This is a genomic window from Aeromicrobium alkaliterrae (genome assembly GCF_039529015.1).
Classification (GTDB): domain Bacteria; phylum Actinomycetota; class Actinomycetes; order Propionibacteriales; family Nocardioidaceae; genus Aeromicrobium; species Aeromicrobium alkaliterrae.
Genome location: NZ_BAAAME010000004.1, coordinates 243,172 through 267,117, shown reverse-complemented (window position 1 = coordinate 267,117; position 23,946 = coordinate 243,172). Strand labels below are relative to the sequence as shown.

16 protein-coding genes and 1 other RNA gene are annotated in these 23,946 nt (G+C 71.9%); 9 read left to right on the top strand and 8 right to left on the bottom strand.

The annotated features are described in order from the left end of the window. The first annotated feature begins 89 nt into the window (after positions 1-89). Both ABD127_RS09245 and acpS read left to right on the top strand, forming a co-directional pair. Positions 90-9,191, top strand: a complete 9,102-nt coding sequence (locus ABD127_RS09245; RefSeq protein WP_344200346.1) for a fatty acid synthase subunit beta domain-containing protein — start codon at positions 90-92, stop codon at positions 9,189-9,191. Then, entirely contained in the window at positions 9,188-9,604 is a 417-nt protein-coding gene (acpS, locus tag ABD127_RS09240; protein ID WP_344200343.1) for a holo-ACP synthase AcpS, read from the top strand. Before ABD127_RS09245 ends, acpS begins: the two co-directional genes overlap by 4 nt. Positions 9,605-9,690: 86 nt before the next feature. Here the strand turns inward: acpS and ABD127_RS09235 are convergent, their stop codons facing one another. The 4 genes from ABD127_RS09235 to ABD127_RS09220 form a co-directional block, all read right to left on the bottom strand. Beyond that, positions 9,691-10,671, bottom strand: coding sequence for a type IV toxin-antitoxin system AbiEi family antitoxin domain-containing protein (locus tag ABD127_RS09235; RefSeq protein ID WP_344200340.1), 981 nt, complete (start codon positions 10,669-10,671; stop codon positions 9,691-9,693). 167 nt (positions 10,672-10,838) lie between these two features. Further along, positions 10,839-11,453 (bottom strand): TetR/AcrR family transcriptional regulator, encoded by a 615-nt coding sequence (locus tag ABD127_RS09230; RefSeq protein WP_344200337.1) that lies wholly within the window; start codon positions 11,451-11,453, stop codon positions 10,839-10,841. Positions 11,454-11,456: 3 nt separating this feature from the next. Further along, positions 11,457-12,482: a phosphotransferase family protein gene (locus tag ABD127_RS09225; RefSeq protein WP_344200335.1), complete on the bottom strand. Its 1,026-nt coding sequence runs from the start codon at positions 12,480-12,482 to the stop codon at positions 11,457-11,459. A gap of 5 nt (positions 12,483-12,487) precedes the next feature. Continuing rightward, entirely contained in the window at positions 12,488-13,243 is a 756-nt protein-coding gene (locus tag ABD127_RS09220; RefSeq protein WP_344200333.1) for an SDR family oxidoreductase, read from the bottom strand. Positions 13,244-13,438: 195 nt separating this feature from the next. Between ABD127_RS09220 and ABD127_RS09215 the strand changes: the two genes are divergently transcribed. From ABD127_RS09215 to ABD127_RS09205, 3 genes are read left to right on the top strand one after another with little or no spacing between them, the layout of a single operon-like run. Beyond that, a complete protein-coding gene (locus ABD127_RS09215) occupies positions 13,439-14,932 on the top strand; it encodes an acyl-CoA carboxylase subunit beta (RefSeq protein WP_344200331.1) in 1,494 nt (497 codons plus the stop codon). Continuing rightward, positions 14,929-15,156 carry a biotin/lipoyl-binding carrier protein gene (locus ABD127_RS09210; RefSeq protein ID WP_344200328.1) on the top strand — a complete coding sequence of 76 codons (228 nt, stop codon included), beginning with the start codon at positions 14,929-14,931 and terminating at the stop codon, positions 15,154-15,156. The genes ABD127_RS09215 and ABD127_RS09210 overlap by 4 nt, the downstream gene beginning before the upstream one ends. Positions 15,157-15,199: 43 nt before the next feature. Continuing rightward, positions 15,200-15,934: an acyl-CoA thioesterase gene (locus ABD127_RS09205; protein WP_344200325.1), complete on the top strand. Its 735-nt coding sequence runs from the start codon at positions 15,200-15,202 to the stop codon at positions 15,932-15,934. A gap of 12 nt (positions 15,935-15,946) precedes the next feature. Here ABD127_RS09205 and ABD127_RS09200 read toward each other — a convergent pair whose 3' ends face one another. Together ABD127_RS09200 and ABD127_RS09195 are read right to left on the bottom strand one after the other, a co-directional pair. Next, positions 15,947-16,339: a globin gene (locus ABD127_RS09200; protein WP_344200322.1), complete on the bottom strand. Its 393-nt coding sequence runs from the start codon at positions 16,337-16,339 to the stop codon at positions 15,947-15,949. Continuing rightward, entirely contained in the window at positions 16,336-17,247 is a 912-nt protein-coding gene (locus ABD127_RS09195; RefSeq protein WP_344200319.1) for a mechanosensitive ion channel family protein, read from the bottom strand. The genes ABD127_RS09200 and ABD127_RS09195 overlap by 4 nt, the downstream gene beginning before the upstream one ends. A 31-nt stretch (positions 17,248-17,278) precedes the next feature. Between ABD127_RS09195 and ABD127_RS09190 the strand changes: the two genes are divergently transcribed. Then, positions 17,279-17,551, top strand: a complete 273-nt coding sequence (locus ABD127_RS09190) for a hypothetical protein (protein ID WP_344200317.1) — start codon at positions 17,279-17,281, stop codon at positions 17,549-17,551. A 64-nt stretch (positions 17,552-17,615) separates the two neighbouring features. Here the strand turns inward: ABD127_RS09190 and pepN are convergent, their stop codons facing one another. After that, a complete protein-coding gene (gene pepN, locus ABD127_RS09185) occupies positions 17,616-20,141 on the bottom strand; it encodes an aminopeptidase N (RefSeq protein ID WP_344200315.1) in 2,526 nt (841 codons plus the stop codon). A gap of 48 nt (positions 20,142-20,189) precedes the next feature. Further along, entirely contained in the window at positions 20,190-20,867 is a 678-nt protein-coding gene (locus tag ABD127_RS09180; RefSeq protein ID WP_344200312.1) for a class I SAM-dependent methyltransferase, read from the bottom strand. A gap of 250 nt (positions 20,868-21,117) precedes the next feature. Between ABD127_RS09180 and ABD127_RS09175 the strand changes: the two genes are divergently transcribed. The 3 genes from ABD127_RS09175 (at position 21,118) to ssrA (ending at position 23,709) form a co-directional block, all read left to right on the top strand. Beyond that, entirely contained in the window at positions 21,118-22,005 is an 888-nt protein-coding gene (locus ABD127_RS09175; RefSeq protein WP_344200310.1) for a DMT family transporter, read from the top strand. Between the two features lie 70 nt (positions 22,006-22,075). Further along, a complete protein-coding gene (locus ABD127_RS09170) occupies positions 22,076-23,269 on the top strand; it encodes an acyl-CoA dehydrogenase family protein (protein WP_344200308.1) in 1,194 nt (397 codons plus the stop codon). A 70-nt stretch (positions 23,270-23,339) separates the two neighbouring features. Then, positions 23,340-23,709: a transfer-messenger RNA gene (gene ssrA, locus ABD127_RS09165) on the top strand. The last annotated feature ends 237 nt before the right edge of the window (positions 23,710-23,946 follow it).

The window sequence follows — 23,946 nt, the reverse complement described above, 5'->3', positions numbered from 1 at the left end:
AAACATGAGGAAACCCTCACGAAAAACTTGAGGATAGCCTCATGTTTTGCGAGGATGCAGGGACACCGCACCGTTTGAGGGGTTTCTCTGTGACGACGTTCGACACGCCTGCCCATCCCGTCCACACCGGCACGACGACCCCGGCCACCGGCCGGACCCGTGCCCTGATCGACGACCTGCGCGACGAGGGATCGCGCTTCGGCGTCGTCCTGGGCGGACAGGGGGCGGCCTGGCTGCCGACCCTGGCCACGCTGGTCCGCGACCACGGCTCGGGAGCCGAGCTGGCCGAGCTGGTCGCCCGCGTCGAGGCCCGGCTCGAGCCCGTCGCGGCCGACCTGGCCCGCGTCGACGCACGGTTCACGCCGCTCGCGTGGGCCGACGCGTTGGCGGCGGGGGAGTCCGTCGACACCGGTGACGCCCCGGCGCACCCGACCGACGCCGAGCTCGCGGTCCCCGCGCTCTCGGTGCCCGGCATCGCGCTGACCCAGATCGCCGCGATCCGCGCGATGCGCGGCTGGGGCATCGACCTCGGCCGCACCACGGCCGCTGCAGGCCACTCGCAGGGCGCCCTCGCCGTCGAGGTGCTGCGCGGACGCGACGAGGCGGACGTGCTCACGGTCGCCCGGCTCGCCGGCATCGCGACGCAGGTCGTCGCCCGTCGCCGCGGCCTGACCGGCTCGGCCGACGCGCCGGTCATGGTCTCGGTCGGCAACGTCGCCCCGGGTGCCGTCGACGAGGTCCTCGCCACCCTGCCGGGCAACCGCGCCGTCAGCGGCCTGCGCAACGGTCGCCGCGCGGTCGTCGTGACCGGTCCGTCGGCCGACGTCGCCGCCGTGCTGGCCGCCTTCGAGCGTCGTGCCGCCGCCGAGCGCGAGGCCCGCGAGAAGAAGCAGACCGGTGGCGCCGCGTTCGCCCCGGCCGTCGAGCCCCTCGGCTCCGCGATCGCCTTCCACCACCCCGACCTGGCCGAGGCGGCCGAGCTCGCCGCCGGCTGGGCCGCGACCTTGGGCCTGGACGCGGAGTGGGTCCGCGACCTGACCCGCGTCGCCTTCATCGACCCGGTCGACTGGGTCGCTCAGCTCGAGGACGTCCTCGCGACGGGCGCCGAGTGGCTGCTCGACCTCGGTCCCGCGGCGCTCGCCGCGACCGTCACGGCCGCCGAGGCTGGTCCCCGTGGTGTCGGGATCGTCTCGGTCACGACCCGCCGCGGTCGCCGCGAGCTGACCGTGCCCGGCGCGGCGCCGGTGCGTCCGACGCCGTGGTCGAGCCACCTGCCGACCGTGGTCCACCTGCCCGACGGCACGGTGCGCCTCGAGACGGCCTTCACGCGCCTGACCGGCAAGTCGCCGATCCTGCTCGCGGGCATGACGCCCACGACGGTCGACGCCAAGATCGTCGCTGCCGCGGCGAACGCCGGCTTCTGGGCCGAGCTCGCCGGCGGTGGCCAGGTCACCGCGGAGATCTTCCACGACCGCATGGCCGAGCTCGACGAGCTCCTCGAGCCGGGCCGCAGCTTCTCCTTCAACTCGCTGCTGCTCGACCCGTACCTGTGGAAGCTGCAGCTGGGCCAGCAGCGCCTCGTGCAGCGGGCTCGCGCGGCCGGCTCGCCGATCGACTCCGTCATCGTGACCGCCGGCGTGCCCGAGCTCGACGAGGCCGTCGCGCTCGTCGCCGACCTGCACGAGGCTGGGATCGAGCACGTCGTCTTCAAGCCCGGCACGGTCCGCCAGATCCGTCAGGTGCTCGAGATCGGCAAGGCCCTCGCCGAGGCGGAGACGCCCAGCACGAGCCTGATCATCCAGATCGAGGGAGGCCAGGCCGGTGGCCACCACTCGTGGGAGGACCTCGACGAGCTCCTCATCGCGACGTACTCCGACCTGCGGTCCACGCCCGGCGTGGTCGTGTGCGTCGGGGGTGGCATCGGCACCCCCGAGGCCGCCTCGTCCTACCTCACGGGCGAGTGGGCCCGCCGCCACGAGCTGCCGCTCATGCCGATCGACGGCGTCCTGATCGGCACGGCCGCGATGGCCGCCGCCGAGGCCACGACCTCGCCGCAGGTCAAGCAGCTCCTGGTCGACACACCCGGCACGGCCGCGTGGATCGGCGCGGGCAGCGCCGTCCGCGGCATGGCCTCGGGCCGCAGCCAGCTCGGCGCCGACATCCACGAGATCGACAACACGGCCTCGCGCACGGGCCGTCTGCTCGACGAGGTCGCCGGTGACGCCGACGCCGTGGCCGCGCGCCGCGACGAGATCGTCGTCGCGCTCGACGCGACCGCGAAGCCGTACTTCGGCGATGTCGCCCACATGTCCTACGGCTCGCTCCTGGAGCGCTTCGCGCAGCTCACCACGATCGACGGGTCCTGGATCGACGTGTCGTTCCGCGACCGCTTCCACGCCCTCGCGCAGCGGGCCGAGGCGCGCCTCGCCGCCGCCGACCACGGTCCCGTGCCGACGCTGCTCCCGACGGCTGCCGACGTGACCGATCCCGAGCAGGCGCTCGCGACCCTCCGGTCCGCGCACGCCACGCTCGGCGAGGTCGTCCTGCACCCGGCCGACGTCAGCTTCTTCCTCGACGTGTGCCGTCGCCCGGGCAAGCCCGTCACGTTCGTGCCGGTCATCGACGCCGACGTGCGTCGCTGGTGGCGTTCCGACTCGCTCTGGCAGGCGCACGACCCGCGCTACGGCGCTGACGCGGTCTGCGTGATCCCCGGTCCCGTGGCGGTCCGCGGCATCACGCGCGTCGACGAGCCGGTCGCCGAGCTGCTGCAGCGCTTCGAGGACGAGACGATCGACGGCCTGCTCGCCGCCGGCCGCTCGACCTCCCGCGTCCCCGGCCGCCGCCGCGACGACCGCGCCCCCGGCGTGCTCGGCCTCGTCCTGGCCGCCCACGACGTCCTGTGGGCAGGCCGCACCGTGGTCAACCCCGTCCACCGACTCGGCGCCGACGGCTGGACCGTCACCGGCGACACCCGAGCCGACCATGCTCCGACCGGCGCCACCCTTCTGGTGCACGGCGGGTCGACCGAGGTCGATCGGGCGGTCCTGACCGTCCCGGTGGGCCACGGTCGTGCCGTGGAGCTGCCTCTCGACGTCCCCGCGAGCGCCACCCTCGGCGCCGCACCGGTCATCGAGGTCGCGGCAGCTGCTGCGGCGATGACCGACCTGCTGCGCGGTGCGGCAGGCGGTTCCTTCCCGCGGCCGGGCGAGGACTCCCTCGTCCGAGCCTGGTCGTGGGACCTCGTGGCCGACCACGCCGGCGTCACGACGCCGGGCACGGGCAGCACGGGCGACCTGGCCGCGGGCTTCGTGCCCGACGTCCTGGTCGGACTGGCCTGGCCGTCGGTCTTCGCCGAGCTGGCCGCCGCCACGACCTCCACGGGTCTCCCCGTCGTCGAGGGCGCGCTCGACCTGGTGCACCTCGACCACGAGATCGCCGTGCTCGCGCAGCCCGCCGAGGGCGACCATCTCACGATCGACGCCGCCGTCGCGAGCGTCGAGGACACCGAGGTCGGACGCGTCGTCACGATCGACGTCCAGGTCCGCACCGGCACGACCGAGGTCGCCCGCCTGCGCGAGCGCCTCGCGATCCGCGGCCGCTCCGGCGCCGGCACCCTGACCGACCCGCAGCGCGGTGGCGGTCTGGTCGACGACCCGCGTGACACCCCGCGCCGCTCGCGGAACAAGGTCGCGGTGTCTGCTCCCGCCGACATGCGCGCGTTCGCCGCGGTCTCAGGCGACCACAACCCGATCCACACGAGCGACGCCGCCGCGCTGCTCGCGGGTCTCGGCTCCCCGATCGTGCACGGCATGTGGGTCTCGGCCCTCGCGCAGCGCGCCGTGGGCCGGCCCGTCGAGGGCTGGACGGCTCGCTTCCTCGCCCCGGTGCGCCTGGGCGCCGAGCTCGACGTCCGCGTCGACCGGGTCGCGCTCGACCGCGGCGCCGAGGTCGTCGAGGTCACGGTGCGCGCCGACGGCGAGCTCGCGATGGCCGCCACGGCTCGCGTCGTCGCCCCGCGCACGGCCTACGTCTTCCCCGGCCAGGGCATCCAGCACGCCGGCATGGGCATGGACGGGTACCAGCGCTCCGCCGCCGCGAAGGACGTCTGGGATCGTGCCGACGCCCACACCCGCGAGGTGCTCGGCTTCTCGATCCTCACGGTCGTGCGCGACAACCCGACGCTGCTCGTCGCCAACGGGGTCGCCCACCGGCATCCGGACGGGGTGCTGTTCCTGACCCAGTTCACGCAGGTCGCGATGGCCGTGCTCGGCTCGGCCCAGACCGCCGAGCTGCGCGAGGCCGGTGCCTTCGTCGAGGGCTCGGTCCTGGCCGGTCACTCGGTCGGCGAGTACAACGCACTCGCCGCCGTCTCGGGCGTCATCCCGCTCGAGGCCGTCGTCGAGGTCGTGTTCCAGCGCGGCTCGGTCATGCACACGCTGGTCGAGCGCGACGCCGAGGGCCGCAGCGACTACCGCCTGGCGGCGATCCGTCCGTCGCAGATCGGTCTCGACGACTCCACCGTGGGTGCGTACGTCGACGAGCTCGCTGAGCGCACGGGTGAGTTCCTCCAGATCGTCAACCTCAACCTGCGCGACTCGCAGTACGCGCTGGCCGGCAGCGTCCGCGGCCTGAAGGCCCTCGAGGCCGACATCGCCGAGCGACGCGAGCGGTTCAACGGCAAGGGCGCGTTCATCCTGGTGCCCGGCATCGACGTGCCGTTCCACTCGCGCGTCCTGCACGGCGGTGTGGACGACTTCCGCGCGCGCCTCGACGAGCTGCTGCCCGAGGAGATCGACCCCGACGTGCTGATCGGCCGCTACGTGCCGAACCTCGTGCCGCGGCCGTTCACGCTCGGCCGGGAGTACGTCACCGAGGTCGCCGAGCTGGTCGACCCCGAGGGTCGCGGCATCGGCGTCCTGCGCACCGTGCTCGCCGACTTCGACACCTGGAGCGCCCGCCCGGGTGCCCTCTGCCGCACCCTGCTGATCGAGCTGCTGGCCTGGCAGTTCGCCAGCCCCGTGCGCTGGATCGAGACGCAGGACCTGATGTTCGCCCCGCTCAGCGAGGGCGGGCTCGGTGTCGAGCGTCTGGTCGAGATCGGCGTGGGCCAGTCGCCCACGATCGCCAACCTCGCCGCGTCCACGCTCAAGCTGCCGGTCGGCGCGCACACGCGTCGCACCGATGCCGTGCAGGTGCTCAACGTCGAGCGCGACGCTGCCGTGGTGCTGGCGATCGACGAGGAGCCGGTCGTCGACGACGAGCCGGAAGTGACGGACGAGGCCCCCAGCGCCGACGCGGCACCGGCCGCTGCCGCCGCACCCGCCTCGGGCGGTCCGGCCACGCAGACTGCGGCCGACCTGACCTTCGCCGCGTCCGACGCGACGTCGGTGCTGATCGCTTGGTGGACCAAGCTGCGTCCCGAGCAGATCGGCGCCGCCGACACGATCGAGTCGCTGTGCGACGGTGCGTCCTCGCGCCGCAACCAGCTGCTGCTCGACCTGGGCGGTGAGCTCTCGCTCGGCGCGATCGACGGTGCGGCCGAGGCCGACATCCCGACCCTCGGCTCCCAGGTCAACGGGCTCGCTCGCGGCTACAAGCCGTTGGGCCCGGTGCTCTCGGCCGCGATCGGCGACCACCTCAAGAAGGTGCTCGGACCGACCGGCAAGCGTCCCGCCACGATCAGCGACCGCGTCACGCAGACGTGGGGACTCGGCGCCGGCTGGGCGCAGCACGTGCTGGTGCGCGTCGCGCTCGACACCCGTGAGGGTGCCAGCGTGCGCGGTGGACAGCTCGGCGAGCTGACGATCGGCTCGGCGGGTGACCTCGACGCCGCGGTCGACGCAGCCGTCGCGGCGGTCGCTGCGGCCCACGGCACGTCGGTGCAGATGCCCTCCGCCGGTGGCGGAGGCGGCGGCACGGTCGACGTCGAGGCGCTCGGCGAGCTGACCGCCCACATCGCTGGTCCCGACGGCGCGCTGGCCTCTGCCGCACGCATCGTGCTCGACAAGCTCGGCCTGGCCGACGTCGTCGACCACGCGGCGCAGACCGAGGCCGAGGCGGACGACGCCGCGGTGCTCGAGCTCGTCGAGAAGGAGCTCGGCCCGGACTGGGCGAAGAAGGTCACGCCGGTCTTCGACACGCGCCGTGCCCTGCTGCTCGACGACCGCTGGGCTTCGGCCCGTGAGGACCTCGTGCGGATCGCCCACGGTGACGACGTCACCGCGGAGTTCACCGGCACGGGCGAGGTCGTCGCCCGCCAGGCGCGGTTCTGGGCCGGACAGAGCACGGACCCGGCGCTCGCGACCCGCTTCGAGCGGATCGCCGAGCAGGCCACCGACACCGAGCCCGGCCCCTGGGCCGACGAGGTCGCGGTCGTGACGGGCGCCAGCCCGGGCTCGATCGCCTCCGCGGTCGTCGGCGAGCTGCTCGCCGGCGGGGCGACGGTCGTCGCCACGACGTCGTCGCTCGGCCCGGCCCGGCTGGCGGCCTTCCGTGACCTGTACCGCTCGCGGGCCCGCGGTGGCGCGGCCCTGTGGGTCGTCCCGGCCAACATGGCCTCGTTCACCGACGTCGACGCCCTCGCGTCGTGGGTCGCCCGTGAGCAGTCCGACACGTCCGGCCCGGTCGCCACGGTCGTGAAGCCGGCCCTGACGCCGACGCTCCTCCTGCCGTTCGCGGCGGGCCCGGTGCGCGGCGACCTGGCCGACGCCGGCCCGTCGAACGAGATCGACATGCGCATCCTCGTGTGGTCGGTCGAGCGGCTGATCGGCGCGTTCGCCCTCGAGGGCCGCGCGCACGACATCGCCTCGCGCCTGCACGTCGTCCTGCCCGGCTCCCCGAACCGGGGCACCTTCGGCGGCGACGGCGCGTACGGCGAGGCCAAGGCCGCGCTCGACGCGATCGTCGCGAAGTGGAAGGTCGAGAAGCGCTGGTCGCAGCGCGTGACCCTCGTGCACGCCCTGATCGGCTGGGTGCGCGGCACGGGCCTGATGGGTGGCAACGACCCGCTCGTGGCCGCCGTCGAGGCGAAGGGCATCCGCACGTGGGCGCCCGAGGAGATGGCCGCGGCCCTGCTCGACGCCTGCACCCCGCGCTCGCGCGACGAGGCCCTGCGGGCCCCGCTCGTGCGGGACCTGACCGGCGGCCTGGCCGGCGCCGACGTCGACCTGCCGGGGCTCGCCGCCTCGCTGGGTCGTCCCACGGCTGCGGTCGAGCCCGAGGTCGCCACGATCGCCGCGCTCGCGCCGTCGCCGAACGCTCCGCGCGAGGTCCCGGCGGCCCCGGCGTGGCCCGAGCTGCAGGCGCGCCCCGAGGACCTCGTGGTCATCGTCGGCGCCGGCGAGCTCGGCCCGTACGGCTCGTCGCGCACGCGCTTCGAGGCGGAGGTCGAGGACCGTCTGTCCGCAGCCGGCGTCGCGGAGCTGGCGTGGAGCACGGGCCTGATCCGCTGGGAGAAGGGCACCTGGATCGACGTCGAGTCCGACGAGGACGTCGCCGAGGCCGACCTGGTCGAGCGCTACCACGACGTGGTGCGCGAGCGGGTGGGCGTGCGCGAGTACGCCGACGACACGACGATCACCGACCACACGGTGCCGCTGCTCGCCAGCGTCTTCCTCGACCACGACCTGACCTTCACGGTCGGCTCGCGCGCCGAGGCGGAGGCCATGAAGGCCGGCGATCCGGAGCACACGCGCATCACCGAGGGCGAGGACGGCGACTGGACCGTGACCCGCCTGGCCGGCACGGAGATCCGCGTGCCGCGCCGCATGAAGATCACGCGCACGGTGGGCGGTCAGATCCCCACCGGCTTCGATCCCACGGTGTGGGGCGTCCCGGCCGAGATGGTCGAGTCCGTCGACCGGGTCGCGCTGTGGAACTTGGTCTGCACCGTCGACGCGTTCCTCTCGAGCGGGTTCAACCCGACCGAGCTCATGCGCTGGGTGCACCCGGCCTACGTCGCGAACACGCAGGGCACCGGCATGGGCGGCATGACGTCGATGCAGTCGCTCTACATCGACACGCTGCTGGGCGAGGCGAAGGCCAACGACATCCTGCAGGAGGCGCTGCCGAACGTCATCGCGGCGCACGTCGTGCAGTCGTACGTCGGCTCGTACGGGGCGATGGTGCACCCGGTCGCGGCGTGCGCCACGACCGCGGTGTCGGTCGAGGAGGGCGTCGACAAGATCCGCCTCGGCAAGGCGCAGTTCGTCGTGGCCGGCGGCTTCGACGACCTGAGCGCGGAGGGCATCATCGGCTTCGCCGACATGTCGGCCACCGCCGACACCGAGGTCATGCGGGCCAAGGGCCTGGAGGACCGCTACCTGAGCCGGGCCAACGACCGTCGTCGTGGCGGGTTCGTGGAGTCGCAGGGCGGCGGCACGATCCTGCTGGCGCGCGGCGACGTGGCGCTGGCGGCGGGACTGCCGGTGCTCGGTGTCGTGGCCTACGCGGGCTCGTTCGCCGACGGCGTGCACACCTCGATCCCGGCGCCCGGCATCGGCGCGCTGGCGGCGGGCCTGGGCGGGGCGCAGTCGCCGCTCGGGCGCGGTCTGTCGGCCCTCGGGCTGACGCACGACGACGTCGCGCTGGTCTCCAAGCACGACACGTCGACGGCGGCGAACGACCCGAACGAGTCCGACCTGCACGAGCGGATCTCCGCCGCGCTGGGTCGCGACGAGGGCCGTCCGCTCTACGTCGTCTCGCAGAAGACCCTGACGGGTCACGCGAAGGGTGGCGCCGCGGCGTTCCAGCTGATCGGCCTGTGCCAGGTGCTGGAGGCGGGCACGATCCCGCCGAACCGGAGCCTGGACTGCGTCGACGACGTGCTGGCCGAGCACGAGCACCTCGTGTGGCTGCGCAAGCCGCTCGCGACGAGCGGACTGCGCGCGGGGCTCGTGACGAGCCTCGGCTTCGGGCACGTGGCCGGGCTCATCGCGCTGGCGCACCCGGCCGCCTTCCTGGCCACGGTGCCGGCCGAGCAGCGTGCGGAGTACCTGACGCGCTCGGAGGCCCGTCGTCTGGCCGGGCGTCGTCGCCTCGTGGAGGTCATGCACGGGGGCGAGCCGGCGTACCAGCGTCCGGCGGACCGTCGGCTCGGTGACTCCGGCGTCAAGACGCGTGAGGCGGCGCTGCTGCTCGACCCGGAGGCGCGTCTGGTGGGCGACGTCTACTCGGGCCCCGGCTGCTCGTGACGGTCCTCGGTGTGGGCGTGGACCTCGTCCACGTGCCCGGCTTCGCGGCTCAGCTCGCGCAGCCGGGCACGCGGTTCGCGGACGCGTTCACGCCGGGGGAGCGGGCCGACGCGGCGGAGCGGGCCGATCCGGACGCGTCGCTCGCGGCTCGCTGGGCGGCGAAGGAGGCGGTCGTGAAGGCGTGGTCGGCCGCGATCTACGGTTCGCCGCCGGTGCTGCCGCCCGACGGGGTGCACCGGCAGATCGAGGTCGTCGCCGACGCCTGGGGTCGCCCCGCGATCCGCCTCCTCGGCGACGTCGCCACCGCGGTGGCCACGTCCCTGGGCGCGGGCGCGGCCGATCTCGGGTGGCACCTCAGCCTCTCCCACGATGCCGACTACGCCACCGCCTACGTCACCCTCACCCACCCCTAACCCCGAGCGAATTACGGAGTTGGCTCCGTAATCCGCGACTTGGCACGGGAGATCTCGCGTGCCGAGTCGCGGTTCGCCGTGCCGAGTCAGGCGCCGACGTCGATGACCCGCCGCGAGAGCTGCGCGGATCGCTCCAGGTCCGTCCGAAGTCGCGTGGCAAGCATGCCGGCGCGCGGCGGATCGAGCTCGTGCCAGGTCCAGCGGCTCACGCCGTTGACCAGGCGGCGAACGGCGTCCTCGCGACGTTTCTCGTCGACGAGGACGCGACCGACGTCGGTCGCGTACGGGTTCAGGCGGCCGTACTTCACGAGTCCGTCGAACTCGCCGACGTGTCGATACAGACGCCACCAAAAGTCGGATCGTGCCACGAGTCGTCCGTCGTCGTCGTAGATCTCGTGCTGTGGTTCCGGCAGCGGAATGGCGTGCGCACCGAAGAAGCACATGGAGCGCACCTCACCGACCGACTCCAGCCGCGGGTCGGCGAGGGTGGCGGCGCGGCTGGCGCTCACGGCACCGGGCCACCGCCCGAACGTCCGCACGAGCGTGTCGATCTCCGAGCGGGACGCTGCGCCGGTGCGCATCGCGGACGTCAGAGTCACCGCCCCACACTCCACCGGTGCTCCGAGGGCGGTCTCGATCGCGGCCCTTCCGGCGGGCGCCACCAGGACGCCGTCGATCTCGACCAGGCTGGCGGCGTCGATCGCGCCGCGATGGAAGCGAACCCCGGCGTCGAGCCGGTCGGATCGGCCGTCGAGTCGACCGACCTGGACCTCCGCGAGGTCGACGCCCCAGAGGTCGAGGCCGTGCAGGGCGGCCGCCGAGTGGTGGGAGGCGTAGACATGGCGGCCGAGCTTACCGAGCACGGCCCGCGTGAGGATGCGGTGCCGTTCGACTGGGTCGGCCCGGCGCCAGGTGGGGCCGTGCGCGTAGGTGCCGAACCGGATCCGGACGATGTCACCGTCGCGGAGCGCACGCCGTACCGTCGTCTCGGTCCAGCCGAGGTCGGCGAGCTCGTGACGCTCCAGGGATCCGCCACAGGCCCCGAAGAGGGAGGTGAGATCGTCCATCCGCCCATCGTGACGTCCCCGCCGCGGCCGTGGTGGGCAGTCCAGCCCGTCTGTGCACGGCCGACGGTTGTGGACAATTCACACGGCACGGCAGCCCGCGACAGGACACGCGAGATCTCCCTTGCCCTGTCACCGATTACGGAGTTGACTCCGTAATTTGCCGGGGGTTAGGACTCGGCGGCGAGGAGGTAGGCGGCGAGGAGGCGCTTGAGCTCGATGACGGCCTCGGCGTGCTCCTGGCCGTCGCGGATCGAGAAGTTCAGCATCGAGTAGGCCACGTGGACGATGACCTCGGCCATGATGCGGCGGCGCTCGCGCGGCGTGCCGGGGGTCAGCGGCGCGAGGGCGCCGGCGACGGCAGCCGCGAGGTCACGCTCGGTGACCGCCGCCGTCGCGCGCGTCGCGGGCGTCGACTGCACGGCGTGCCACACGGCCCGGCGCGACGGGTCGGCCGCCCAGAGCGCCGCGATGTGGTCGAGCACCTTGTCGAGGAACCGCAGCCAGTCGAGCGAGGGGATCTGGGCCGCGAACGTCGCGAGCTCGGAGCGGACCGCCACGGCGTCCTGCCGGTCGAGCTCGCACACGATCACGTACTTGTTCGCGAAGAACTGGTAGAGCGTCCCGATGGGCAGCTCGGCCCGGTGCGCGACCTCCTCGCAGGTGAACGACTCGAACCCGACCTCCAGCAAGAGCTCGCGCGAGACCGCCAGAAGAAGGTCGAACTTCTTCTGGGAACGCTCCTGCGTCGGGCGCTTGCGTGGCTCGAGGATCTCGACGGTCACGCGTCACACCCTAGTGGCCTCCAGCCCCTCGGCCACGAGAACGGCCACGGCGTCGCCGAGCCCGTCGAAGCCGCCACCGACCGTCTGGCCCTGGCTGTGGCGGAAGTAGATGCCCTCGAGGATGACCGCGAGCTTGAAGAACGCGAGCCCGATGTGGAAGCCCATCGCGCCGAGATCCCGGCCGGATCCGGCGGCGTAGCGCTGCAGGACGTCCTCCGGCGAGGGGTAGCCGGCGGCCAGCGGAGCGTCGGTCACGACCGCCCCGCCGCCGGAGGCCGACATCTGCTGGTAGGCCAGCATCAGGGCGACGTCGGTCAGCGGGTCGCCGAGCGTGCTCATCTCCCAGTCGAGCACCGCGGTGATGCGGTCGTCGGCGTCGACCAGCGCGTTGTCGAGCCGGTAGTCGCCGTGCACGATCGTGCCCGCGGAGTGCGTCGGGAGCTGGCGCTCGAGCTGCGTGGCGAGCTCGTCGATGCCGGAGATCTCGCGGCTGCGCGAGGAGTCGAGCTGCTTGCGCCAGCGGCGCAGCTGGCGCTCGAGGTAGCCGTCAGGACGGCCGAAGTCGGCCAGCCCGACCGATGCGGGGTCGACCGCGTGCAGGTCGACCAGCGTGTCGACCAGACGGTCGGCGATGGCCCGGGTGCGCTCGGGTCCGAGCTCGGTCAGCTGCGAGGCGCGCGAGTAGGGCGTGCCGGGCACTGAGGCCATGACGTAGAACGGCGCGCCGGTGACGTCGGTGTCGTCGCAGTGCGCGTGGACGACGGGGACGGGAACGGCGGTGCCGGCGAGCGCGGCCATGACCCGGTACTCCCGGCCCATGTCGTGCGCGGTCGCGAGCACGTGCCCGAGGGGAGGTCGCCGCACGACGACCTCGGTGCTGCCGTCCGTGACCCGGTAGGTCAGGTTCGACTTGCCGCCGGTGATGAGCGACGCCGTGAGCGGCTCGCCCAGGAGCCCGGGGGTCTCCCGGGCGAGCCATGCCCCGACGGCGTCGAGATCGAGGCCGTCGGGGGTCTCACGTGTCGTCATCGGCGTCAGTCCTTCGGTCCGCCGGCGACGTAGATGACCTGGCCCGAGACGAAGCCGGCACCCTCGCTCACGAGGAACGAGACGGTGTGGGCGATGTCCTCGGGCTGGCCGACGCGGGCCACCGGGATCTGCTCGGCGCTGAACTTGATGAAGTCGTCGAACGGGACGCCGATGCGCTCAGCCGTGGCGGCCGTCATGTCGGTCTGGATGAAGCCCGGGGCCACGGCGTTGGCGGTGACGCCGTACTTGCCGAGCTCGATCGCGAGGGTCTTGGTGTAGCCCTGCAGACCGGCCTTGGCCGCCGAGTAGTTGGCCTGGCCTCGGTTGCCCTGGGCCGAGGTCGACGACAGGTTGACGATGCGGCCGAACTTGGCCTCCGTCATGTACTTCTGGGCCGCCTTGACCGTGTTGAACGAGCCGCGCAGGTGCACGGCCATGACCGAGTCCCAGTCCTCGACGGTCATCTTGAACAGGAGGTTGTCGCGGATGATGCCGGCGTTGTTGACGATGACCGTCGGCGCGCCGAGCTCCTCGGCGACCTTGGCCACGGCGGCGTCGACGCTCGCGGGGTCGCTGACGTCGGCACCCACGGCGAGGGCCTTGCCGCCGGCGGCGGTGATGGCGTCGGCGACGGGCTGGGCCCGGTCGGCGTCGAGGTCGAGGACGGCGACCTGCAGGCCGTCGGCGGCGAGGCGCTGGGCCGTCGCGGCGCCGATGCCCTGGGCGGCGCCGGTGACGATCGCGGTACGGATCTCGGTCACGAGGTGTCTCCTTCGAGAGTTTCGGGAGCGCTAAGCGCTTGCTTAGCAACGTCTCCAGCACGGTAGCGCATCACGTCCGGGCTGGGGAGGGGTGGACGTGACCCGGCCCACGTGACATGAAACATGAGGGGTTCCTCATCTTGTCTGTTAGAGTTGAGGGAAACCTCATGTTTTGACCCGCTCCCACCTGGAGGCATGGTGACCCAGCTCGACCTCGCAGCTCTCGACGCGACCACCCACCGCTCGGCGCTCACGCAGCGCCGTCGCGACCGGATGGCTCGCATCGAGCCCCGCGGAGCCCGTGAGCACACCGCACGCGAGCGGGTCGAGCTGCTCGTGGACGCCGGTTCCTTCGTCGAGATCACGCCGTTGCGCACGGCTGACGGCAAGGGGACCGGCGTCCTGACGGGCTGGGGTCGCGTCGACGGTCGCTCGGTCGTCGTGATCGCGCACGACGCCGCCGTGGCGTCCGGCGCGATCGGCGCGGTCTTCGCCAGTGCGGTCGTCAAGGCCCAGCGCCTGGCGATCGACCGCGGCTTCCCGATCGTCTACCTCAACGACTCCGGCGGCGCCCGCGTGCCGGACGGGGTCTTCGCGCTCCACGGCTGCGGCGAGATCTTCACGCTCAACGTCGTCGCGCAGCGCCGCGTCCCCCAGATCTCCGTGATCCTCGGCCCGTGCGCCGGTGCCGCCGCGTACTCGCCGGCGCTGACCGACTGGACGATCATGGTCAAGGGTCACGGCCACATGTTCCTGACCGGCCCCGACATCGTGAAGGCGGCGACGGGCGAGGACGCCACCTCCGACGAGATCGGCGGCTCGCAGCTGCACACGGTCAAGTCCGGGGTCGCCCACCTCGAGGTCGAGGACGAGGCCGCCGCGCTCGCCGAGACGCGCCGCCTGCTGTCGTTCCTGCCCTCGCACGCCGGTGCCCCCATGCCGGTCGTCGACGCCGTGGAGCCGGACGCCGAGGCCGTCAGCGCCCTGCCGTTCGTCGTGCCCGAGAAGGCCAGCGTCGTGTTCGACATGAACCAGGTGCTCGACGGCGTGCTGGACGAGGGCGAGCGCTTCGAGCTCATGCCCGAGCACGCCCGCAGCATCCTGACGGTCCTCGGCCGCCTCGACGGTCGCCCGGTCGGCATCATCGCGAACCAGCCCGCCGCCCGCGGCGGCATCCTCGACTCGCTCGCCTCGGTCAAGGCCGCGCGCTTCGTGGAGTTCTGCGGCCGCTTCGGCCTCCCGGTCGTGACCTTCGTCGACGTCCCCGGCTTCCTGCCCGGCACGGTCGAGGAGGGCCGCGGCGTCATCACGCACGGCGCCAAGCTGCTCAAGGCCTACATCGAGTCCTCCGCCCCCGTCCTGACCGTCGTGGTGCGCAAGGCCTACGGCGGCGCGTACATCGCGATGGGCGCCAAGTCGCTCGGCGCGGACTTCCAGTGGGCGTGGTCGAACGCGGAGATCGCGGTCATGGGCCCCGGCGGCGCCGTCACCTTGCTGCACCGCCGCGCGCTCGCCGCGGCCGACGACCCGATCACCCTGCGCGACGAGCTCGCCGCGGAGTACCGCGAGGAGGTCGCCCGCCCCTACATCGCGGCCGAGTCCGGGATCGTCGACGACGTGATCGTGCCGGAGGAGACCCGCGGTCGCCTCTCCGACGCGCTGCGCATGCTGACGGCGGGCCAGGCGTGATCGCGGCTCGCGCCGACATCGTCGCGAACGTCTGGAAGATCGTCGTCCGCGAGGGCGACCCGGTGAACGCGGGCGACGAGCTCGCGGTGCTGGAGAGCATGAAGATGGAAATACCTGTCATCGCCTCCGCAAGCGGTCACGTCTCGAGGATCTGTGTTAACGAGGGGCAGATCGTGCAGGAGGGCGACGTCGTCGTCGAGATCGACGGCACCCCCGGCGCCTGACCCGCGCACCTGCCGCGGCCGTCACCGCTGACATGATCGGTCGGTGACGCGCTACCGACTGCCGATGCGCTGGGCCGACCTCGACCAGCTCAACCACGTCAACAACGTCGTGTACCTCGCGTACGCGGCCGAGGCGCGAGCCGCGCTGGTCGACGACGGAGTGGTCGACGCGGCCCTCGAGCCGGTCTCGATCGGGATCGACTTCCTGCGGCCCATGATGCTGTCGCGTCGGTCGGTCGACGTCGAGCAGGAGCTCGACGCAGACGTGCTGACCCAGGAGATCACCCAGGCCGTCGACCCCGCTGCGGAACCGGAGCGCGAGGGGCAGCACGACGTCTTCGCCCGTCTGGAGACCCGTCTGGGCGCACGTGCCGACCTCGGGGCCCCGCAGGTCGACGGCACGCCGTTCCCGTTCCGCGGTCGCCGCGGCGACGTGGACCCGTCCGGCAGCGTCGACCCGGTGCGCGTGTTCGAGTACTTCCAGGAGGCGCGGATCATCTGGATGTCGCGCGCCGGCCGGTCCCGGGAGATCGGGCACGTGGTCGTGGCGCACGTCGAGGTCGAGTACGGCCGGCCGGTGCCGTGGCGCCGAGAGGCGTGGGAGATGGTCGTCGCGGTCTCCCGCTTCGGCACGAAGTCCTTCACGCTGGTGTGCGAGTGGCGCGACGGTGAGACCGTCCTGGCCCGCAACACGGCCGTGCTCGTCGCGTTCGACGTCTCGACGCAGGCGGCTCGGCCGCTGACCGCGGCCGAGCGCGCCTACCTCGAGGGCCTCTGACCCGTCTGTGGCTCAGCCCGGGGTGTTGATCATGAACTGCGCGGCGTGCTGGGCGTACTCCCAGAAGCGCGCGTCCTGCTCAGGGGTCAGGTGCGCGGCGTCGAGGCCGGCGCGGAAGTGCACCAGCCAGGCGTCCTTCGCCTGCGGGGTGACCTCGAACGGGGCGTGACGCATGCGCAGGCGCGGGTGCCCGCGCTGCTCGCTGTACGTCGACGGACCGCCCCAGTACTGCTCGAGGAACTGCGTGAAGCGCTCCTCGGCCGGCCCGAGGTCGGCCTCGGGGTACATCGGCCGCAGCAGCGCGTCGCCCGCGACGCCGGTGTAGAAGACGTGCACGATCTTCTCGATCGTGGCGCGTCCGCCGATCTCGTCGTAGAAGGTCGCCTCTGGGCTCGCGGTGCTCACGCCTGGTCCTCGACGGTCGTCTGGAACGAGGTCGGGATGCGGATGCCGGCCTCGTCGAAGCTGGCCTTGATCCGCTGGCGCATCGTGCGGGCGACGGTCCACTGCTCCAGGGGAGCGGTCTTCAGGACGAGCCGCACGACGACGCCGTCCTTCGCGAACCGCTCGACGCCCCACACCTCGGGCTCCTCGATGATGACGCCCTTCAGCGCTGGCTCCTCGTAGAGCGTGTGGGCGACGTCGGCCAGGATGCGCTGCACGCGGTCGAGGTCGGCCTCGTAGCCGACCGTGATGTCGAGCACCGTGCGCGCCCAGTTCTGCGACTGGTTGCCGACCCGCAGCACCTCGCCGTTGCGGACGTACCAGACCGTGCCGTTGACGTCGCGCAGCCGCGTGACCCGCAGCCCGACGGCCTCGACGGTCCCGGCGGCCTCGCCCATGTCGACGACGTCACCGACGCCGAACTGGTCCTCCATGATCATGAAGATGCCGGCGAGGAAGTCCTTGACGAGCGTCTGCGCGCCGAAGCCGAGCGCGACACCGAGGATGCCGGCACCGGTCAGCAGCGGTGCAATGTTGACGCCGACCTGGTCGAGGATCATGACGAACGCGATGCCGATGATGACGATCGTGGCGATCGAGGTCAGCAGGTCGCCCATCGCCGAGGCGCGCTGGCGACGCCGCTCCGAGGCGCCCGGTCGCAGGTCGGCCAGCATCTCGCCGGCCTTGGAGTTGGCCAGCACGCCCGGCACCGTGCCGTGGCTGGCGCGGCGGACGACGCGGCCGATCGAGCGCTTCACGAGCCATCGGATCAGCAGGGCGACGGCGATGATGATCAGGACGCCCGCGGGGCGTTCGACGAGGTACTCGTAGAGCTTTCCGTCGGGCAACGAGAGGTCGAGGTCCGGCATGGCTCCACACTACGGGCGGTACGATGGGCGCATGTCGACTCCCTCGCGTCTGCTCGCGCTCGTCACGTCCGTGATCGCCCTGCTGCTCGTGGCTCCCGCTGCCGCGATGGCCGACACCCCCGTCACGTGGGAGCAGGAGGAGGGTCTGGGCTGGCTGGGCTACTCGGTCCTGCTGGTCGGCATCCCGGTCGGTCTGATCGCCGTCATCTGGGTCCTCACGGCGCTGCTGTCGCGCAACAACTACGTGCCGCCGGCCCCGGGCAACGAGATCCACGTCTCGACGGGCGACGTCGACCACCACTGAACCTCGCGCGACACGAACGGCCCGGCCCCCTCGACGAGGGAGCCGGGCCGTTCTGCGTGGTGGGTCAGCCCCTGACGCCGGCCCGGGCGCGCAAGGCGCGGGCGAGGTCGTCACGCCCCTCCGAGACGTAGCGGACGGCCGCGGCCGGGGCCGAGGTGGTCTGCAGCCACTGGTCGACGCGGTCGAGCGTCGACAGCGACGGGTTCGCGTTCGGGAACAGGTTGATCAGCGCGATCTGCCCGATCCACACGCCCATGTCGTCGATGACCCGCTCGGCCATCTCGAGGTACTTCTCCACGTACGGCGCGAGGACCTCCGCCTGGCCCGAGACCTGGATGCCGGCGGCGATGCTGCGGCGGGTCTCGTTGGGGGTCGTGCGGTCCTCGACGGCGCGGCGCCAGGCCTCCTCCTTGGCCTCTGCGAGCGGTCGCAGGGCCAGGGCACCGGCAGCGCGCTCGCGCCCGGCGTTGGTGTCGTCGCGCTCGAGCTCGGCGGCGATCTCGTCGGCGTCGGCCGAGCCGATGCGCGCCAGGGCGGACACGAGGCTCCAGCGCAGGTCGGCGTCGACCGTCAGGCCGTCGAGCTCACCCGCGAGCAGGGAGCGCAGGAACTCCTCGGACCGAGCGGCCCCGGCGTAGCCGCGCACGAGCGCGAGCTGGTGGTCGCTGCCCGCCTCGGCCGCCTCGACGAGCGCGCGGACCCCGGCCTCCCAGCGGCCCGCGAGCTCGGCCTGGTCCTCCTCGGGCGTGTAGAGGTTGACCGCTCCGAGGCCCTGGCGCAGCAGCGAGCCGACCGCGACCAGGTCGGTCTCGGTGCCGATGCCCGCCAGCACCAGGTCGACGAAGTCGGTCGAGGCGAGCTCGGCGTCACGGGTCATGTCCCACGCGGCTCCCCAGCACAGGGCTCGGGGCAGGGACTCCTCGATCGTCGCGATGCCCTGCACGAGCGTCGCGAACGAGCGCTCGTCGAGCCGGATCTTGGCGTACGTGAGGTCGTCGTCGTTGAGCAGCACCAGGTCGGGCTGGGTCAGACCGACGAGCTCGGCGATCGCGGTGCGCTCGCCGCGCACGTCGGTCTCGATGCGCTCGCGGCGGACCAGGCGACCATCCGTCAGGTCGTACAGGCCGATCGCGATGCGGTGGCGGCGCAGCGTCGGGTGGTCGGCGTGCGCGGTCTGCACCACGTCGAAGGACGTGAACGCGCCGTCCGCGTCGGTCTCGAACTCGGCCTTCAGGGTGTTGACGCCCGTGGTCTGCAGCCACTCGGCGGCCCACGACTGGAGCTCGCGGCCCGAGGACTCCTCGAGCTCGTGCAGCAGGTCGCCCAGCTCGGTGTTGCCGTAGGCGTGCTTGGCGAAGTAGGCGCGCAGGCCCGCCAGGAAGTCGTCCAGACCGACCCAGCTGACGAGCTGCTTGAGGCTCGACGCGCCCTTGGCGTACGTGATGCCGTCGAAGTTCGCCTCGACCGCGTGCAGGTCGTAGTTGTCGGCCGCGATGGGGTGCGTCGACGGCAGCTGGTCCTGGCGGTAGGCCCAGTTCTTGCGGTTGTTGGTGAAGCCGGTCCAGGCCTCGGTGAAGCGGGTGGCCTCGACGCTGGAGTGGTGCGCGGCCCACTCGGCGAACGACTCGTTCAGCCAGAGGTCGTCCCACCACTTCATCGTGACGAGGTCGCCGAACCACATGTGCGCCATCTCGTGCAGGATCGTGTTGGCGCGCTGCTCGTAGGCGGCCTGGGTCTGTCGGCTGCGGAAGATCATCTCGTCGCGGAACGTCACGCAGCCCGCGTTCTCCATCGCGCCCATGTTGTACTCCGGCACGAACAGCTGGTCGTACTTGCCGAACGGGTACGCCATCTCGAAGGCGTCCTCGAAGAACGCGAAGCCCTGCTTGGTGATCAGCAGGATGTCGTCGGCGTCGAGGTGCGGCACGAGCGACTGGCGGCAGAAGACGCCGAGCGGGATCTCTCCGCGCTCACCGGTGTAGGTGTCGCGGACGACGTGGTAGTCGCCGGCGACGAGGGCCGTGATGTAGGTCGACATCGTCTTGGTCGGGGCGAAGTGCCACGTGGCGCTGTCGGTGCCGTCGACGGCCACGGGATCCGGCGTGGGGGAGTTCGAGACGACCTGCCAGTGCGCGGGTGCCGTGACGTGGAAGGTGAACTCGGCCTTGAGGTCGGGCTGCTCGAACGTGGTGAACACGCGGCGGGCGTCCGGGACCTCGAACTGCGTGTAGAGGTAGACCTTGTCGTCGCTCGGGTCGACGAAGCGGTGCAGGCCCTCGCCGGAGTGCGAGTACAGGTTGCGCGAGCTGACGACGAGCTCGTTGCGCTCCTGCAGGTCCTCGAGCGGGATGCGGCTGTCGGCGTAGACGGCTGGATCGATCGGCGCGCCGTTGAGCGTGATCGTGTCGATCTCGGCGTCGACCAGGTCGACGAACGTCGACGCCCCGGCGGTGGCCGCGAACGTGAGGGTCGTGACCGAGCCGAAGCGCTCGTCGCCGATGGTCAGGTCGAGCGCGACGTCGTAGGTCGGGTCGGCGACCACGGATGCGCGCTGCTGGGCTTCTTCACGGGTGAGATTGGTGCCAGGCATGCGTCCCACTCTGTCACCGGTCGCGCCGTGCAACATCTCCGGGAGGCGTCAGTCCCGGGTGGCGGTCAGGTACGACAGGCCCCCGGCAGCCCTCAGGCGGACGTCGACCAGGCCGGACTCGGCGCTCCAGGCGCGCAGCTCGGATCCGGAGCATCCGGGGCCGAGGACGCCCGCCGCTCGGCCGACCGGCCACACGCCGCGGTAGGGCCACGGGGTGTCGGTCAGGATCGTGCTGAGCGCCAGCCGCCCGCCCGGGGCGAGCACGCGGGCCATCTCGCCGACGGCGGCGCGGGGGTCGGGGAAGCAGTGCAGGCTCGTGAAGGCGAGCACGAGGTCGACCGAGCCGCCGGTGAGCGGGAGGTCGCCGACGTCCATCTCGACGGTCTCGATCCCGGTCAGCCCGCGTCGTCGGGCCTCGGCCTGCGTGCGCTCGAGCATCGCGGGCGAGATGTCGGCGGCCAGGTAGCGCAGCCCGTGGTCCTGCGGGAGGTCACGCAGGACGATGCCGCCGCCGCACGGGATGTCGAGCACCGTCGCGCCCGGTTCGAGCCGCGCGAGCGCGGCCGCCGCGGTGCGGTGCAGCACGTCGACCCCCGACCCGACGCCGATGCGCCACAGCAGTGCGCCGATCCGTGAGTCGCCGGAGATCCGGTCGTAGACGAACGCCCACGGATGATCGCGCTGCCAGGCCCGGCTCGACCCGTCGGCGTCACGCGGTGCGTCCATGGGTCGAGGGTAGGCGCTGGGGGCGACGTCTGGCAGGCCGCGATCCGTGGTGCAGGACAAGCGGGCACGGACGATCCTGCGGGGCGGGACCGGCGATGATGCCTTCGGGCTGCCGGGGTACCGAAATGCATCACTTCCGGCCCCCGGAGGCGGGGGGTGACCAGGAGCCGGGCCGACGACTCCTGGTCCGTGCCGCTTGTCCCGTGGTGCCGCGCACGGTCAGATGACCACCGGTGGGCACACTGTTCCGGTGAACGCCCTTCTTGCCGTCGTCGCGATCTGTGGCGTCTCGGCGTCCGGTCCGCTGATGGCCGCGACCGCCGCGCCCGCGCTGGCGATCGCGTTCTGGCGCAATGCCGCGGCCTCGGTCGTGCTCGCGCCGATCACGCTGGTCCGTCGCCGCGACGAGCTGAAGGCCCTGTCGCCGCGAGGTCGACGCCTCGTCGTGGTCGCCGGGCTCATGCTGGCGCTGCACTTCGCGACCTGGGTCGCCTCCCTCAAGCTCACCTCGGTCGCCGCCGCGACGGCGCTCGTGACGACCCAGCTCGTGTGGGTCATGCTGATCGACCGGATCCGCGGCGCCTCCGTGCCGCTGCAGGCCGGCATCGGCTGCGCGCTCGCGATCGCGGGAGTGCTGGTGGTCTCCGGCTTCGACTTCACGGTCTCGACGCGCGCGCTCGTGGGCGACGGCCTGGCGGTCGCCGGCGGACTGTTCGCCGCGCTGTACCTCGTGGCGGGCAGCGCCGTGCGCACCGAGCTGTCGACGACGGCCTACACCGCGGTCTGCTACTCCGTGTGCAGCCTCGCGCTGCTGGTCGCCGCCGTGGTCGGGGGCGTGCCGCTGACCGGGTTCTCGGCCCACGACTGGATGCTGATCGCGGGCGTCACGATCGCGGCCCAGTTCCTCGGCCACTCGATCCTCAACCACCTGCTCGCGGTCATGAGCCCGATGATCGTCTCCCTGCTCCTGCTGCTCGAGGTGCCGCTGGCGGCGCTGCTCGCGGGCGTGTTCCTCGACCAGGTGCCGCACGCGGGCGTCTGGGTCGGGCTCGTGCTGATCCTCGCGGGCCTGGCCTTCGTGGTGACCCGTCGATCGTCCGACGAGCCGGACCTGGTGGAGGCCCCTCGGGTCGACTGAGCGTGTGCGCTCCGACGGCTGGGGCTAGAGTCACCCCGTCGTTGCACACACTTTGACCAGGGAGTCACGCATGGGACGTCTCGCCAGCACCGAGGGCCTGACCGAGGAGCAGACCGCGATCCTCTCGACGATCCGCGAGTTCGTCGACGAGAAGATCATCCCGGTCGCGCAGGAGCTCGAGCACGCCGACGAGTACCCGACCGAGATCATCGAGGGGCTCAAGGAGCTCGGTGTCTTCGGGCTGACGATCCCCGAGGAGTACGACGGCCTGGGCGAGTCGCTGCTGACGTACGCGCTGGTGGTCGAGGAGATTGCGCGCGGCTGGATGAGCGTCTCGGGCGTCATCAACACGCACTTCATCGTGGCGTACCTGCTGATGCAGCACGGCACCGAGGAGCAGAAGAAGAAGTACCTGCCGAAGATGGCCACGGGCGAGGTCCGCGGCGCGTTCAGCATGTCGGAGCCGGCGCTCGGCTCGGACGTCTCGGCGGTCTCAACGAAGGCCACCAAGAAGGACGACGGCAGCTACTCGATCACGGGCCAGAAGATGTGGCTGACCAACGGCGGCACGTCCACCCTGGTCGCGGTGCTCTGCAAGACCGACGAGGGCAACGACTCGGTCTACAAGAACATGACCACGTTCCTGGTCGAGAAGGAGCCGGGCTTCGGCGAGACGGCCCAGGGCATCACGGTGCCGGGCAAGATCGCGAAGATGGGCTACAAGGGCGTCGAGACGACCGAGCTCATCCTGGAGGACCACCAGATCGCGGCCGAGCAGATCCTCGGCGGCGAGCCGGGCAAGGGCTTCTTCCAGATGATGGACGGCGTCGAGGTCGGCCGCGTCAACGTCGCCGCCCGCGCCTGTGGCCTGGCGATCCGCGGCTTCGAGCTCGGCATCGCCTACGCCCAGCAGCGCAAGACGTTCGGCAAGCAGATCGCCGACCACCAGGCCGTGCTGTTCCGCCTGGCCGAGATGGCGACCAAGGTCGAGACGATCCACACCATGATGGTCAAGGCGGCCCGGCTGAAGGACACCGGCAAGCGCATGGACGTCGAGGCCGGCATGGCCAAGATGCTCGCCTCGGAGTACGCCAACGAGGTCGTCGAGGACTCCTTCCGCATCCACGGCGGCTACGGCTACTCCAAGGAGTACGAGATCGAGCGCCTCATGCGCGAGGTCAAGTTCATGCTCATCGGCGAGGGCACCTCCGACATCCAGAAGATGATCATCGGCCGGGCGCTGTTGAAGGACTACAAGCTCTGAGACCAGCCGCTGCGGGCCGGCGGGAATACCCGGTCGGCCCGCAGCGCTATGCTGGGCAGATAACTCAAGAGGGGCTGATCGGTTTCGACTGTGGTCGTTCGGATCAGGTGAAGCGGGTAGAGAAGGCAACGTCATCTCTCAAACGATCGTTGCAACCCATAAGTGCCGATTCCAAGCGCACTGACTTCGCCCTCGCTGCCTGACAGCGACTGGTGAAGGGCAGACCCGGGAGCGTCCCCGTCCCGGATCGTCTGTCTCATGCAGGGGACTTGCTGGTCACTCCGTGCCACGGGGTGTGATCGGGACTTTTGCGTGGCTGAGCCTGTCGGTGACGTGTTCGTCCGAGCACCGGGGCTGAGAAAAGCGTCTGACGGACTGCACCCGGAGAAGCCCTGATGCAGCGTTACAGGACCGGGGTTCGATTCCCCGCAGCTCCACGACGTGACTGAGCCCCCGTCCTCCCCGATGTATTCGGGGAGGACGGGGGCTCAGTCACGTCTGTCGTGGGGCCGCGGGGAATCGGGTGGGCCCCCCGACCGCGGCGAAGCCGCGCAGCGAGGGATCCCCGCAGCTCCCCTCACCTGTGACCCTTCCCACACGAAACCGCCGTCATCGGCCGTTCTCGCGCGTGATCGCCGCTTGCCGCCGCGATTCCGGTCCGGTCGGACGGGCCAACG